Annotated in this window: 16 protein-coding genes; 10 read left to right on the forward strand and 6 right to left on the reverse strand. The window is 73.7% G+C overall.

All coding sequences use genetic code 11. The annotated features are described in order from the left end of the window. Nucleotides 1-57: 57 nt before the first annotated feature. On the reverse strand, nucleotides 58-798 hold the full coding sequence (locus tag OHA81_RS27640; protein WP_329200285.1) for a DUF72 domain-containing protein: 741 nt from the start codon (nucleotides 796-798) through the stop codon (nucleotides 58-60). Between the two features lie 239 nt (nucleotides 799-1037). Here OHA81_RS27640 and dnaK point away from each other — a divergent pair, with 239 nt between their 5' ends. Both dnaK and grpE read left to right on the forward strand, forming a co-directional pair. Then, nucleotides 1038-2927 carry a molecular chaperone DnaK gene (dnaK, locus tag OHA81_RS27645; RefSeq protein ID WP_329200286.1) on the forward strand — a complete coding sequence of 630 codons (1890 nt, stop codon included), beginning with the start codon at nucleotides 1038-1040 and terminating at the stop codon, nucleotides 2925-2927. After that, nucleotides 2924-3541: a nucleotide exchange factor GrpE gene (grpE, locus tag OHA81_RS27650; RefSeq protein WP_329200287.1), complete on the forward strand. Its 618-nt coding sequence runs from the start codon at nucleotides 2924-2926 to the stop codon at nucleotides 3539-3541. The genes dnaK and grpE overlap by 4 nt, the downstream gene beginning before the upstream one ends. Here grpE and OHA81_RS27655 read toward each other — a convergent pair. Beyond that, the gene (locus tag OHA81_RS27655) at nucleotides 3516-3851 is read right to left on the reverse strand and encodes a YnfA family protein (protein ID WP_329200290.1); all 336 of its coding nucleotides are present in this window, start codon (nucleotides 3849-3851) and stop codon (nucleotides 3516-3518) included. The genes grpE and OHA81_RS27655 overlap by 26 nt on opposite strands. Nucleotides 3852-3956: 105 nt before the next feature. Between OHA81_RS27655 and OHA81_RS27660 the strand changes: the two genes are divergently transcribed. Together OHA81_RS27660 and OHA81_RS27665 are read left to right on the forward strand one after the other, a co-directional pair. Then, on the forward strand, nucleotides 3957-4499 hold the full coding sequence (locus OHA81_RS27660) for a hypothetical protein (protein WP_329200292.1): 543 nt from the start codon (nucleotides 3957-3959) through the stop codon (nucleotides 4497-4499). A 1-nt stretch (nucleotide 4500) separates the two neighbouring features. Then, on the forward strand, nucleotides 4501-5058 hold the full coding sequence (locus OHA81_RS27665) for a hypothetical protein (protein ID WP_329200294.1): 558 nt from the start codon (nucleotides 4501-4503) through the stop codon (nucleotides 5056-5058). A gap of 82 nt (nucleotides 5059-5140) precedes the next feature. Here OHA81_RS27665 and OHA81_RS27670 read toward each other — a convergent pair whose 3' ends face one another. The 3 genes from OHA81_RS27670 to OHA81_RS27680 are packed head-to-tail and all read right to left on the reverse strand — an operon-like array spanning nucleotide 5141 to nucleotide 6752. Beyond that, on the reverse strand, nucleotides 5141-6160 hold the full coding sequence (locus tag OHA81_RS27670; RefSeq protein ID WP_329200296.1) for an SDR family oxidoreductase: 1020 nt from the start codon (nucleotides 6158-6160) through the stop codon (nucleotides 5141-5143). Further along, nucleotides 6157-6444 carry a CDGSH iron-sulfur domain-containing protein gene (locus tag OHA81_RS27675; protein ID WP_329200298.1) on the reverse strand — a complete coding sequence of 96 codons (288 nt, stop codon included), beginning with the start codon at nucleotides 6442-6444 and terminating at the stop codon, nucleotides 6157-6159. Before OHA81_RS27675 ends, OHA81_RS27670 begins: the two co-directional genes overlap by 4 nt. Before the next feature lie 17 nt (nucleotides 6445-6461). After that, on the reverse strand, nucleotides 6462-6752 hold the full coding sequence (locus tag OHA81_RS27680; protein WP_329200300.1) for a hypothetical protein: 291 nt from the start codon (nucleotides 6750-6752) through the stop codon (nucleotides 6462-6464). A gap of 146 nt (nucleotides 6753-6898) precedes the next feature. On the opposite strand from OHA81_RS27680, the gene OHA81_RS27685 reads away from it, so the two are divergent. The 4 genes from OHA81_RS27685 (at nucleotide 6899) to OHA81_RS27700 (ending at nucleotide 10363) form a co-directional block, all read left to right on the forward strand. Further along, on the forward strand, nucleotides 6899-8179 hold the full coding sequence (locus OHA81_RS27685) for a cytochrome P450 (RefSeq protein ID WP_329200302.1): 1281 nt from the start codon (nucleotides 6899-6901) through the stop codon (nucleotides 8177-8179). 54 nt (nucleotides 8180-8233) lie between these two features. Next, on the forward strand, nucleotides 8234-8557 hold the full coding sequence (locus tag OHA81_RS27690) for a plasmid stabilization protein (RefSeq protein WP_329200303.1): 324 nt from the start codon (nucleotides 8234-8236) through the stop codon (nucleotides 8555-8557). A gap of 70 nt (nucleotides 8558-8627) precedes the next feature. Further along, nucleotides 8628-9326 (forward strand): HAD family hydrolase, encoded by a 699-nt coding sequence (locus tag OHA81_RS27695; RefSeq protein WP_329200304.1) that lies wholly within the window; start codon nucleotides 8628-8630, stop codon nucleotides 9324-9326. Further along, nucleotides 9323-10363, forward strand: a complete 1041-nt coding sequence (locus OHA81_RS27700; protein WP_329200306.1) for an NAD-dependent epimerase/dehydratase family protein — start codon at nucleotides 9323-9325, stop codon at nucleotides 10361-10363. Before OHA81_RS27695 ends, OHA81_RS27700 begins: the two co-directional genes overlap by 4 nt. A gap of 67 nt (nucleotides 10364-10430) precedes the next feature. On the opposite strand, the gene OHA81_RS27705 is transcribed toward OHA81_RS27700, so the two are convergent. Beyond that, nucleotides 10431-11615: a zinc-dependent alcohol dehydrogenase gene (locus tag OHA81_RS27705; RefSeq protein WP_329200307.1), complete on the reverse strand. Its 1185-nt coding sequence runs from the start codon at nucleotides 11613-11615 to the stop codon at nucleotides 10431-10433. Nucleotides 11616-11751: 136 nt separating this feature from the next. Here OHA81_RS27705 and OHA81_RS27710 point away from each other — a divergent pair, with 136 nt between their 5' ends. Both OHA81_RS27710 and OHA81_RS27715 read left to right on the forward strand, forming a co-directional pair. Next, entirely contained in the window at nucleotides 11752-12528 is a 777-nt protein-coding gene (locus OHA81_RS27710) for a HemK2/MTQ2 family protein methyltransferase (RefSeq protein ID WP_329200309.1), read from the forward strand. After that, nucleotides 12525-13538, forward strand: a complete 1014-nt coding sequence (locus tag OHA81_RS27715; protein WP_329200311.1) for an iron-containing redox enzyme family protein — start codon at nucleotides 12525-12527, stop codon at nucleotides 13536-13538. Before OHA81_RS27710 ends, OHA81_RS27715 begins: the two co-directional genes overlap by 4 nt. Nucleotides 13539-13562: the final 24 nt, after the last annotated feature.

Genomic DNA, 13562 nt, shown 5'->3' on the forward strand with positions numbered 1-13562 from the left:
ACGGGTGAACAACCGGTGACGGGAGCACCACCGGTGCCCGCGGCCGGGCTCGCAGGCTCAGGCGGGGACGGCCGCCGCGTCCACCATCCGCCGGAACGCCTCGGCGTCCCTGACGGCCGCCCCGCCCGGGTCGTTGTTGAAGTACGCGAAGACGTCGGCCCGCGCCGGCCAGGCGTCCGCGATCCGCCCGGCCCACGACCGCAACGCGCCGGGCCCGTACCGGGGCCACGGCTGCGCACGGCCCTCGTGGAACCGTACGTAGCCCCAGTCGGCGGTCCGCCACAGCGGGGTCACCGGCCGCGAATGCCGGTCCGCCCAGCACAGCGCGGCGCCCCGCTCGACGAGGACCGACCGGATCTCCTGCGTCCACCACGACTCGTGCCGGGGCTCCACCGCCACCCGCACACCGGCCGGGAAGCAGGCCAGGCAGGCGTCCAGGGTCCGGGCGTCCGCGCGCAGCGTCGGCGGTAGTTGGAGGAGCACGGGTCCCAGGCGGGGGCCGAGGCCGGCGCTGTGCGTCATCAGCCGGCGCACCGGCTCCTCGGGGTCGCGCAGGCGTTTGATGTGGGTCAGGAACCGGCTGGCCTTGACGGCCATCACGAAACCGTCCGCGGTCCGCTCGCGCCAGGCCGCGAAGGTCTCCGGGGCGGGCAGCCGGTAGAAGGCGTTGTTGTTCTCCACCGTGCCGAAATGCCGCCCGTACTCCTCCAGCCACAGGCGCTGGGGCACCTCCGGCGGATAGAAGGTCCCCGCCCAGTCCCGGTACTGCCAGCCGGACGTCCCGACGAACACGGGCATGGCCACCTCCGCTGACGACGGACCCCCTCCCGCGGCGCCTGCCCGGCGCCACCGCGGCGAAACCGCCCGGCGGCAGGGCCCCCGGGCGCGTTGACAGGGCGCGCGGCGCCGACGTATCCAGGAAGTGAGGGCCGGCCACGTACGCACGGGCGGCTGTCCGCAACCGTCCGGCGGGACGGGGGGGAGTTCCCGCACCGGCGCGATCCGTGGGCCGCCCGCCGACGCGAAGGGAGCGGACCATGGCACGGTCGGTCGGCATCGACCTCGGAACGACGAACTCCGTCGTCAGCGTCCTCGAAGGCGGCGAACCCACCGTCATCCCCAACGCAGAAGGGGCCAGGACCACCCCCTCGGTCGTGGCCTTCGCCAAGGGCGGGGAGGTCCTCGTCGGCGAGGTCGCCAAGCGCCAGGCGGTCACCAACGTCGACCGCACGGCGCGCTCGGTCAAACGGCACATGGGCGACCCCCGCTGGCACTTCCCCGAACACGGGGACATCGACGGCAAGCGGTACACGGCGCAGGAGATCTCCGCGCGGGTCCTGCAGAAGCTCAAGCGGGACGCCGAGGCCTACCTCGGGGAGGACGTCACCGACGCCGTGGTCACCGTGCCCGCCTACTTCAACGACTCCCAGCGCACCGCCACCAAGGAGGCCGGCGAGATCGCGGGCCTGCGGGTCCTGCGCATCGTCAACGAGCCGACCGCCGCCGCCCTCGCCTACGGACTGGACAAGGCGAACGACCAGACGATCCTCGTCTTCGACCTCGGCGGCGGCACCTTCGACGTGTCCCTCCTGGAGATCGGCGAAGGGATCGTCGAGGTGAAGGCCACCAACGGCGACACCCACCTGGGCGGTGACGACTGGGACCAGAGGATCGTCGACCACCTCGCCAAGCAGTTCCAGAACGGCTACGGCATCGACCTGACCAAGGACAAGATGGCGCTCCAGCGGCTGCGCGAGGCGGCCGAGAAGGCGAAGATCGAACTGTCGTCCGCCACCGAGACGAACATCAACCTGCCCTACATCACTGCCTCCGCCGACGGGCCGCTGCACCTGGAGGAGAAGCTCACCCGCACCGGGTTCCAGCAGCTGACCGCCGACCTGCTGGAGCGCTGCAAGACCCCCTTCCACCAGGCCGTCAAAGACGCGAAGATCCAGGTCGGGGACGTCAACGAGGTCATCCTCGTCGGCGGCTCCACCCGGATGCCGGCGGTCACGGACCTGGTCAGGGAACTCACTGGCAAGGACCCCCACAAGGGCGTCAACCCGGACGAGGTCGTCGCCATCGGCGCCAGCCTCCAGGCCGGTGTGCTCAAGGGCGAGGTCAAGGACGTCCTGCTCCTCGACGTGACCCCGCTGTCCCTCGGCATCGAGACCAAGGGCGGCATCATGACCAAGCTCATCGAGCGCAACACGACCATCCCGACCAAGCGCTCCGAGACGTTCACGACGGCCGAGGACAACCAGCCGTCCGTGCAGATCCAGGTCTACCAGGGCGAGCGCGAGATCGCGGCGTACAACAAGAAGCTCGGCATGTTCGAGCTGACCGGTCTGCCGCCGGCCCCGCGTGGCGTCCCGCAGATCGAGGTCACCTTCGACATCGACGCCAACGGCATCATGCACGTCACCGCGAAGGACCTCGGCACGGGCAAGGAACAGAAGATGACCGTCACCGGCGGCTCCTCGCTGCCGAAGGACGACATCCAGCGCATGGTGCACGAGGCCGAACAGCACGCCGAGGAGGACCGCCGCCGCAAGGAGGCCGCGGAGACCCGCAACCGGGCCGAGCAGCTCGTCTACCAGACGGAGAAGTTCCTCAAGGACAACGAGGACAAGGTCCCCGCCGACGTCAGGACCGAGGTCGAGGCGGCCGTCGCGGAGCTCAAGGAGAAGCTCAAGGGCGACTCCGCCGAGGGCGACAACACCGCTGAGATCCGTGCGGCCACGGAGAAGGTCGCCGCGGTCAGCCAGAAGCTGGGCCAGGCGATCTACGCCGACGCCCAGGCGGCTCAGGCCGCGGGCGGCGCGGGTGACGCCGGCCAGGCCGGCCCCGATGCCGCCGCGGCCGACGACGACGTGGTCGACGCCGAGATCGTGGACGACGAGAAGCCGAAGGGAGACACGGCATGAACCGTCCTGCCGAGCCCCCGCGCCGGGAACGCCCCGACGCACCGGCGGTCGTCGTCCTCGGCGACCGGCGACGGACGGGCCCGCCCGCCCTGACGCCCGGCGCCCCCGGCGGCCGCCCGGACCGCGCCGACCCCCCCGACGCGTCGGAACGGGCGGCGCTGCTCGCCGAACGCACGGCCGACCTGCAACGCGTGAAGGCCGAGTACGACAACTACCGCAAACGCGTCCGGCGCGACCGTCTCGCCGTCGGCGAGGCGGCCGTCTCCAACGTGCTCAGCGGGCTGCTGCCGGTCCTCGACGCCGTGGACGCCGCCCGCGCACTCGGTGAGACGGGCGAAGGCTTCGAGGCCGTCGCGCGCCTGCTCGAATCCCGCCTGGCCGCCCTCGGGCTGGAGCCCGTCGGCGAACCCGGCGACCCCTTCGACCCCCTCGTCCACGAAGCGGTCACCTCGGCCCCCGACCCGCTGCGCACCACCCCGACCTGCGCCCGGATCCTGCGCCCCGGCTACCGCGTCGGCACCCGCCTGCTGCGTCCCGCCCAAGTCGCGGTGGCAGTGCCCCTCATCGGCCGCGAGGCGCGGCACCCCTTCATTGACCGCGAGGCGCGTACATGATCACAGCCATACCGGCGAGGCAGACCAGGGCGCCGGTGATGTCGTAGCGGTCGGGCCGGTAGCAGTCGGCGACCATGCCCCAGGCGAGGGACCCCGCCACGAAGACGCCCCCGTACGCGGCGAGGATCCGGCCGAAGTTCGCGTCGCTCTGGAAAGTGGCGACGACTCCGTACAGACCCAGGGCCAGGAACCCGGCTCCGACCCAGAGTCGGCCCCGGTGCTCCCGCAGGCCCTGCCAGACCAGCCAGGCTCCGCCGATCTCAAGGAGGGCGGCCACGACGAACAGGGCGATGGAGCGGGCTACGGTCACGCCGCAGACTGTAACGGGAGGTAGCGGGCCGGGTTTGCGGGACCCGGGGGCGGGCACGCGCCAACGACGACACCGATGAGAGCACGGCCCCGAGTGGAGGCCCCCATGTCGACAAGCACGCTCATCGCGATCATCGTTCCCGTAGTGGTGGTCCTGATCGCCATCGCGGCCGGGCTCTGGCTGGTCTCGCGCCGACGGCACCTCCGGGAGCGGTTCGGCCCCGAGTACGACCGCACCGTCCAGGACGAGGGTGGCCGACTGGCCGCCGAGCGTGAACTGCGCGCCCGCGAGCAGCGCCACGAGGCGCTGGACATCAAGGAACTGCCCCCCGCGCGCCGGAGCCAGTACGCCGAGGAGTGGCAGGGCGTCCAGCAACGCTTCGTGGACCGCCCGGAGGGGGCGGTCGCCCAGGCGGACGAACTGGTGACGCGGCTCATGAGGGAGCGCGGCTACCCGACCGACGGGTTCGGAGAGCAGGTGCGCGACCTTTCGGTCGAGCACGGAAGCACGCTGGAGCACTACCGCGCCGCGCACGCGGTCAACGCGCGCAGCAGCGAAGGACAGGCGACGACGGAGGAGCTCCGCGGGGCGATGGTGCACTACCGCGCCCTGTTCCAGGAGCTGCTCGGTGACCAAGGAGGCCGATGACATGCAAGACCGCGACGAGACGCTCGGCCGGCCCGACGACGAGGGCGGCCTGACCACGGAGAGCCTCGCCCACCCGGGATCCGACGAGCGGAGCACCGCCGTCTATCCCGGTGAGGCGACGGGCGACCGTGACCTGGGCGCAGGCACGGGCGGGCGCACGGATGAGGACACCGGCGTGCGGGGCACGGCCGGGGACGACCTGAGGGAAGACGAACCCGCACGGGCGGACGAGGCGGACACGACGGCCGCCGGCACCCGGGAGGGCGCGGGCGCGGCGGGTGACACGGCGGACGAGCCGTTGCTCGCGGGCCCCGACGCGGAGGAGTTCCGCAGGCGCTGGGGCGAGATACAGGGCCGGTTCGTCGACGACCCGCAGGACGCGGTCAGGTCCGCCGACACCCTCGTCGCCGAGGTGATGCAGACGCTCGCCGGTACCTTCTCCTCCCACAAGCAGGAGCTGGAGGGCCAGTGGAGCAAGGGTGAGGAACCCGTGACGGAGGACCTGCGGATCGCGCTCCAGCGCTACCGCTCCTTCTTCAACCGCCTGCTCCACACCTGACCCGCAGATACGCCGAGGGGCCGGGGCGAATGCCCCGGCCCCTCGGCGCTGCCCGTCCGCCACCCGTCCGGCACTCCCGCGTCTAGTCCCGCCCGCGTCGGCTCCAGGCGAGGGCCGCTGCGCCGGCCCCGCCGAGCGTCGCGGCGGCGAGGGCGCCCCTGTGGCGCGTGGCCCACCACTGGAAGCTCCGCGTGCGCCCCGACCCGTCGAAGCGGCCGTGCGCCCCGAAGTCCCGCCGCTCGTCCGCGGGTTGCCACAGGTTGGCCGGCTCGTCGTCCCCCGCGGGGGTGTCGGTCTGCTGGGAGTCGAAGCCCGTACGCGCCAGGTACCGGTCGAGGAGCCCCGGTGCCACGGCGTTGGCCATCAGCGTCATCGCGGTACTGCCCCCGACCCAGTACTCCCGCCGCCGCGGGTGGTCCGCGGCGTACACGACGGCCCGGGCGGCGACCTCCGGCTGGTAGATCGGCGGCACCGGCCGCGCGCGCCTCGGCAGCCGCGACAGCACCCAGTCGAACTGCGGGGTGTTCAGCGCGGGCAGCTGCACCATCGTCGTGCGGACCCCGGTGCCCGAGGCGAGCAGTTCGCAGCGCAGCGCCTCGTGCCAGCCCTGGAGGGCGTGCTTGGCGCCGCAGTACGCGCTCTGCAACGGGATGCCCCGGTAGGCGAGCGCGGATCCGGCGTGGACGAGGGTGCCGCGGTCGCGGGGGAGCATGCGGCGCAGGGCCGCGTGGGTGCCGTACACGTACCCCAGGTAGGAGACCTCGGTGACCCGGCGGAACTCCTCCGGGCTGATCTCCGTGAACGGCGCGAACACCGAGGTGAAAGCGACGTTGACCCAGATGTCGAGGGGCCCGAACTCGTCCTCCGCGCGCTGGGCGGCGGCCTCGGCCGCCTCCGGGTCGGCGACGTCCGCTTCGATCGCGAGGGCTTTCGCGCCCAACGCCTCCACGTCCCGGACGGCCCCTTCCAGACCCGCCGCGCCGCGGGCGACCAGCGCCAGCCGGTCGCCGCGGGCGGCGAAGGCCCGGGCGACCGCACGCCCTACGCCGCCGCTGGCCCCGGTGACGACCACGACCCGGCCCGGCCCGGGGGAGGCGCTCACGACCGCTCCCCTTCCCGCTCGGACCCGGCCGCGGCGTCGTCCCCGCTGGTCCGGGCACGGTGGCTGGTGTCGCACCAGGGGTAGATCCGGCTCCGCCGGCAGGTGCACACGGCCACCACCGGGCGCTCGGAGCGCGCCGTGGAGCCGTCCCTGCGGGGCCGTTCCACGGGCCCTTCCAGCAGCTCGGGGCCGTCCGGCTCGATGATGTGGCGCACCGGCGTACCGGCCGGGGCGGGCGTCGGCTCCCCGGGTGCCGGGCGTGCCTGGGATCGCTTGGGGTTCATACGGTCCGCCTTGCCGGTCACCCGCCGCCGAAACCCGTTCGGCCGCGTGCGCCGGAAGTTTCGTCCGAGCCGCTTTTCGCCCCGTCCTGCGCGGCGTCCTCCTCCCGGACGCGTTCCTCTCCGGGGCGTCGGCGCGTGGACTCCTCCTTGCTCCGCCCGCGCGTGCGCCCGTCCTGCTCCGGGGCCTCGGCCACCTGCTCTTCGCGGCCGATCCCGGGCCGCTGGGCCTTGTCCTCCATGCCGCCGCCCGCTCCCGTAGGGCCCGTGCGTTCCGTACCGCTAGTGCCCGTGCGTTCCGTACCGCTCATCGTCTGCCTCCTCGTCGCCGGCGCAGGGTCCTCGCGGACCGTCCCCCTCCACCTACCCCGGGCGGCCGCCTCCGCACGCCGCGCCCCACCCGAACAGAGAGAGTGCCGGGCGGCGCAGCGGGTAGGCGCCGCGTATGTTCACTTCCGTGATCGACAGCACCGCCTCACTGCTGGCCCGCGGCTACGCCTGGCTGCCCGGTCTGCAGGAGCGCGCCGGCGAGGGACCGGTCGTCACCCGGCTCATGGGCCGGCGCACGGTCGTCCTCGACGGGCCCGGATCGGTGGAGTTCTTCTACGACGACGAGCGCGTCCTGCGGGAGGGCGCCCTCCCCGGGCCCGTCCTCGACACGCTGTTCGGCCGGGGCGCGGTGCACACCCTCGACGGAGACCGCCACCGCGTCCGCAAGGACATGTTCGTCTCGCTCCTCATGACCGAGGGCGGCATCGCCGCGCTCACCGAACGCTTCACCGCGCGCTGGCCGCGCGCGGTGGCGGGCTGGCAGGGGCGCGAGGTGGTCCTGTTCGACGAAGTGGCCGCCGTCCTCGCCGGAGCCGTGTGCGACTGGGTGGGCCTGCCCCTCTCCGAGGGAGCCTCGCGCTCCCTGTCCGAGGACTGCGTGGCCACGGTCGACGGCTTCGCCACGGCCGGCCCCCGCCACTGGAAGGCGCGCCGCGCCCGGGCGCGGCAGGAGCGGGCCCTGGGCCGCGCGGTGACGGAGCTGCGCGGGGCCGCAGCCCCGGTCGCGTCCGACGGCCGGCCCCGTTCTCCCCTGACCGTGGTCGCCTGGCACCGCGACGCCGACGGCCACCTGCTGGACGCGCACACCGCAGCGGTGGAACTGCTCAACATCATCCGCCCCACGGTGGCCCTGTCCTGGTTCGCGGTCTTCGCCGCGCACGCCCTGCACAGCGCCCCCGTCCACAGGGAGCGGCTGCGCGGGGACGACGGGACGTACGCCCGGGCCTTCGCCCACGAAGTGCGCCGCTTCTACCCGTTCGCACCCTTCGTCGGCGGCCTCGCCGCCCGCGACCTGCGATGGCGGGACACGGAGGTCCCCCAGGGCAGTCTCCTCCTGCTGGACCTGTACGGGCGCAACCACGATCCGGACGTGTGGCCCGGCCCCTGCGACTTCGACCCCTGCCGTTTCGTCGGCCGCGAACCGCCGCCGAACGACCTCGTACCGCAGGGCGGCGGCGACGCCCGTACCGGGCACCGCTGCCCGGGCGAGGACATCGCCGTCGAGCTGCTGACGGCCATCGTGGGCGCACTCGTCGCGCTGGAATGCGAGGTCCCGGAACAGGACCTGACGATCCCGCTCCACCGCATACCGACCCGGCCGCGCAGCGGTTTCGTCGTCGCACGCGCGCGTACGGCGGTCCGCGCCGACGGAGTGCCGTCCCGGGGCCCGCGGGCCCCGCACCGGTGAAGCCGGAAACCACGAGAACGCACACGGAAAACGGATGCCAACGAAGGAGTGACCATGCCCCGCGGATCCAGTCCCAAGCGCGAGCGGCAGTACGAGCACATCAAGGAGAGCGCGCAGGAGCGCGGCGAGAGCGCCGAGCGCGCCAAGGAGATCGCCGCCCGCACCGTCAACAAGGAACGGGCACGGGCGGGGGAGTCGAAGACGGCGAGCAAGACCTCCCTGGAGGACATGTCCTCCTCAGAGCGCGGCGGCCGGCACTCCCACACCGGCGCGCAGGGGCCCACGTACGACCAGCTCTACGCGGAGGCCAAGCGCAAGAACCTGCACGGACGCTCGTCCATGAACAAGGCCGAACTCAAGGAGAAGCTGGGCAAGTGAACCCCGGCCGGGTCCCGGTCGCCGACCGCCCACACCGCGCCCGGGACACCGGCCGTACGGGAGGAAACCTATGAACCGCGCCGCCCTGTTCGATGTCGACGGCACGCTGGTCGACACCAATCACCTTCATGTGACCTCGTGGTGGGAAGCGCTGCGGCAGGCCGGTCACGACGTGCCGATGCACGCCGTGCACCGTGCGATCGGCCTCCCCGGTGAGGACCTGATCGCCCACCTGCTCGGCGACGACCGGGACACCGGCCAGGACGACGCGCTGAAGGCCGCCCACGACACCCTCTACGGGACCTACTTCGACCGGCTTCCCGGTTTCGCCTCCGCCGCCGAACTGCTGCGCACCCTCGACGGGCGCGGGTGGCGGGTGGTGCTGGTCACCTCGGCCGGAAGCACCGAACTGGAGGCGCTGCGGCGGGCGATCGGAGCGGACGACGCCATCACCGCCACCGCGAGCGCCGACGACGTCAGCGAGGGCAAACCGGCGCCCGACCCGGTGCACCACGCACTCGACCTCGCCGACGCGCCCGCCCACGCCTCCGTGTTCGTCGGCGACAGCGTGTGGGACATGAAGGCGGCAACACGGGCCGAGGTGGCCTGCGTGGGCCTGCTGTGCGGCGGCATCGCCCGCCGCGACCTGGAGGAGGCCGGGGCCCGCGCGGTGTACGCGGACCCGGCCGAGCTGCTCGCCCGGCTGGACGACAGTCCGTTCGCCGGGGTACCGCAAGCGCAGCCCAGCGCGGGAAGGGGACGGGCATGACCTCGACACCCCCAGCCGGATCCGGACCTGCGGCCGGCCTGCGCGTCGTCGTGGTCGGCGCCACCGGCAACGTCGGCACGAGCGTGGTGCGGGCCCTCGTGGACGACCCCGCGGTGGGCTCCGTCCTCGGACTGGCACGCAGGCTCCCCGCCTGGCGGCCGGAGGCCACCGAGTGGCGTGCCGTGAACGTCGAACCCGGCGGCGCCGACCTCGTCCCGCTCTTCGAGGGCGCGGCCGCCGTGGTCCACCTGGCCTGGAAGTTCCAGCCCACGCACGACCCCGCCGAGACCTGGCGCACCAACGTCCTCGGCAGCATCCGCGTGTTCGAGGCCGTCGCCGCCGCGGGTGTGCCCGCACTGGTCCACGCCTCGTCGGTCGGCGCGTACTCGCCCGGCCCCAAGGACCGCGCCGTGGACGAGACCTGGCCCACCCACGGCTGGCCGCAGGCCGCGTACACCCGGGAGAAGTCGTACCTGGAGCGGGTCCTGGACGCCTACGAGGGCGCCCACCCCGGCATCCGCGTCGTCCGGATGCGCCCCGCGTTCCTGTTCAAGCGGGAAGCCGCCTCCGAACAGCGCAGGATCTTCGCGGGCCGGCTGCTGCCCGGCCGGCTGGTCCGGCCGGGCCTGATCCCGGTCGTCCCCGACCTCCCCGGCCTGCGTCTCCAGGCGCTGCACACCGACGACGCCGCGGCCGCCTATGCCGCCGCGGTCACCCGGCCCGTCCGAGGGGCGTTCAACCTCGCCGCCGAACCCCCGCTGGACGCGGAGCGGCTGGCGGCGCTCTTCAAGGCGCGGGTCGTACGGATGCCCGCCGCCCCGGTCAGGGCCGCGCTCTCCGCCGCCTGGCGGCTGCGCGCCGTACCGGCGTCCCCCGACCTGTTCGACGCGGTGCTGCGGCTTCCGCTGCTGGACAGCTCCCGGGCCCGCGCGGAACTGGGCTGGGAGCCCCGGTACACCGCGCTGGAGGCGGTGCAGGAGTTCCTCGCGGGCCTGCGGGACGGCGCGGGGATGGCCACCGCGCCCCTCGCCTCGTAGGCCCGTCCGGGGCGCCCCGGAGACCCCCTGAGACCCCCGGAGACCCCCGGAGACCCTCCGGGCCCGTTCAGGGCTGCAGCAGGGTCTTGATCATGCCGTCTTCCTTGGCCTGGAACATGGCGTACGCCCGGGGCGCCTCGTCGAGCGGCATGGTGTGCGTGGCGAAGCCCTCGACGCCCAGCGGGTCGGAGTCCTCCAGCAGCGGCAGGATGTCGTCCACCCAGGCCCTCACGTTGGCCTGCCCCATCCTCAGCTGGATCTGCTTGTCGAACATGGTCAGCAGCGGCATCGGGTCGGCCGCGCCGCCGTAGACGCCCGACACGGAGACGGTGCCGCCCCGGCGCACCAGGTCGATCGCGGTGTGCAGGGCCGTCAGCCGGTCCACCCCGGCCCGCTCCATCAGCGGCCGCGCCACGGCGTCCGGCAGCAGCCCCGTGAAGCGCTGCGCGGCGGACGCCAGCGGAGCGCCGTGGGCCTCCATGCCCACCGCGTCGATCACGGAGTCCGGGCCCCTGCCGTCGGTGAGGTCGCGGACGGCCCCCACCAGCTGCTTGCCGTGTTCCTTGAGGTCCAGCGCGTGCACCCCGGACGACCTGGCCCGCTCCAGCCGGGCCGGCACCAGGTCCACGCCGATGACCAGCCGGGCCCCACGGTGCAGGGCGATCCGGGCGGCCATCTGCCCGATCGGCCCCAGACCGAGGACGGCGACGCTGCCGCCCGGCGGGACGGCCGCGTACTCCACCGCCTGCCAGGCCGTCGGCAGGACGTCGGACAGGTACACGAAACGCTCGTCCGGCGGCCCTTCGGGCACCTTCACCGGCAGCCTGTCACCGAACGGCACCCGCACGTACTGCGCCTGCCCGCCGGGCACCTGACCGTAGAGCTTGGTGTAGCCGAACAGCGAGGCGCCCTTGTCGTACTCCCGGACCTGGGTGGTCTCGCACTGCGAGTGGAGGCCCTGGTCGCACATGAAGCAGTCGCCGCAGGAGACGTTGAACGGGACGACCACCCGGTCGCCGCGCCGCAGCGTCTTCACGTCCGCGCCCACCTCCTCGACCAGGCCCATCGCCTCGTGGCCGAGGATGTCCCCCGGTTCCAGGAACGGCCCGAGGACCCCGTAGAGGTGAAGGTCGGAGCCGCAGATACCGGTGGACGTCACTTTGACGACGATGTCCGTCGGGTCCTTGATCCCGGGATCCGGAACGGTCTCCACCCGCACGTCCCGCGTGCCCTGCCAGGTCAATGCGCGCATGGTCTCGCCTCCGTCGAAGAAGTGGACTGCTCTCCCCGGCGCCTCCCCACCTCACGCGGCCGCACACCTGCAGGTACGTGTGGTGTGCCCGGGACGGGGTAGCCGCCCGATGACCGACCGACCACGGAGGTGCTGGATGTCGCTGAGCCTCGGATTCCCACGGGCGCGCCATGAATTCGCCCGCCTGTGGACCCTTCCCGGGGTCTACGCCCCCCAGGAGGACACCTGCCTCCTGGCCGAAGCCGTGGGGAGCGAGGTCGCACCGGGCATGGACGTCCTGGACGTCTGCACCGGCAGCGGCGCGCTGGCCCTGTACGCGGCGCGCCGGGGCGCCCGGGTGACCGCGGTGGACATCTCCTGGCGCGCCGCTCTGACCGTACGCCTGAACGCCCTGCGGATGCGGCAGCCGGTCACCGTCCGCCGGGGGAGCGTGGCGACCGCCGAGGCTCTGGGCACCTTCGACCTGGTCATCAGCAACCCGCCCTACGTACCCGCCCCGGACCCGGGGCTGCCCGCCCGTGGGCCCGCCCGCGCCTGGGACGCGGGCAACGACGGGCGCGAGATCGTGGACCGCATCTGCTCCACCGCCCCCGCCCTGCTCAAGCCGCACGGCACCCTGCTGATGGTCCACTCGGCCCTGTGCGGCACCGACAGGACGCTGCAACGGCTGACCGCCGCCGGGATGCGGGCCGAGGTCGTGGACCGGACCCGCATCCCCTTCGGCCCGGTGCTGCGCTCCCGGCTGCCGTGGCTGCGCGAACAGGGCCTGCTGGGGCCGGACGAGACGACGGAGGAACTGGTCGTCATCCGCGCCGGCGCGCCCGGCACCCACCCGCTCCGCGACACCACGGAACCCCGCGGGGCCCGCGCACCCCGCGACGCCCACCGGCCCCTGAGGAGGATCCACCCGTGACGGCGAGCACCACCCGCCCCCACCCGTCCACCGCCCGCCGGCTCCCGCCCCCGCGCGGCCCCCTCTCGGCAGCGGTGGCCGCCGCCCTGCCCGACCCGGCCGCCCCGCTCCCCGACCCCGCCGCCGCCCACGGCGCGGACCCGTACGGGGACGACCTGCACCTGGCCCTCTACCTCCTCTACGAACTCCACTACCGGGGCTTCGAGGGGGTCGACGACAGCCGCGAGTGGGACCCGGGGCTGCTCGCCCTGCGCGGCGCCCTGGAGCAGCGCTTCCTGGCCGCCCTGCGCGCCGACGCGCCGGGCGGCCGCACCGTCGACCAGGCCTTCGGCGAACTGCTGCTGGAGCCGGTCGACCACTCCGGCAGCGTCAGCGGCTACCTGGAGCACGAGGGGGAACTCGGGCAGGTACGCGAGTACTGCGCCCTGCGCTCCCTGTACCACCTCAAGGAGGCCGACCCCCACGTGTGGGTCATCCCGCGCCTGCGCGGGCGCGCGAAGGCCGCCATGGTCGCCATCGAGTACGACGAGTTCGGCGCCGGACACGCCGACCGCGTGCACGCCGAGCTCTTCGCCCGCCTGATGGCGGACCTGGGGCTGAACACGGACTACGGCCACTACCTCGACGCCGCCCCGGCCGAGGCCCTCGCGACCGTGAACCTCATGTCCCTGTTCGGCCTGCACCGGGCGCTGCGCGGAGCGCTCGTGGGCCATTTCGCCTGCGTCGAGGTCACCTCCTCACCGGGCTCGCGCCGGATGGCGGCGGCGATGCGCCGCCTGGACGCGGGGGCCGCCGCCGAGCACTTCTACGCCGAGCACGTCGAGGCCGACGCCGTCCACGAGCAGCTCGTACGCCGTGAGGTCATCGCGGGCCTGCTGGAGGACGAGCCCGCGCTGGAGGGCGACATCGCCTTCGGCGCCGACGCCACCGTCCTGCTGGAGGACCGCCTCGGGGCCCTGCTGCTGGAGCGGTGGCGACGGGGGGCGAGCGCGCTGCGGACACCGCTGTGACCGCCGGGCCCGCCACCGCCCGCC

The organism is Streptomyces sp. NBC_00667 (assembly GCF_036226825.1).
Taxonomy (GTDB): domain Bacteria; phylum Actinomycetota; class Actinomycetes; order Streptomycetales; family Streptomycetaceae; genus Streptomyces.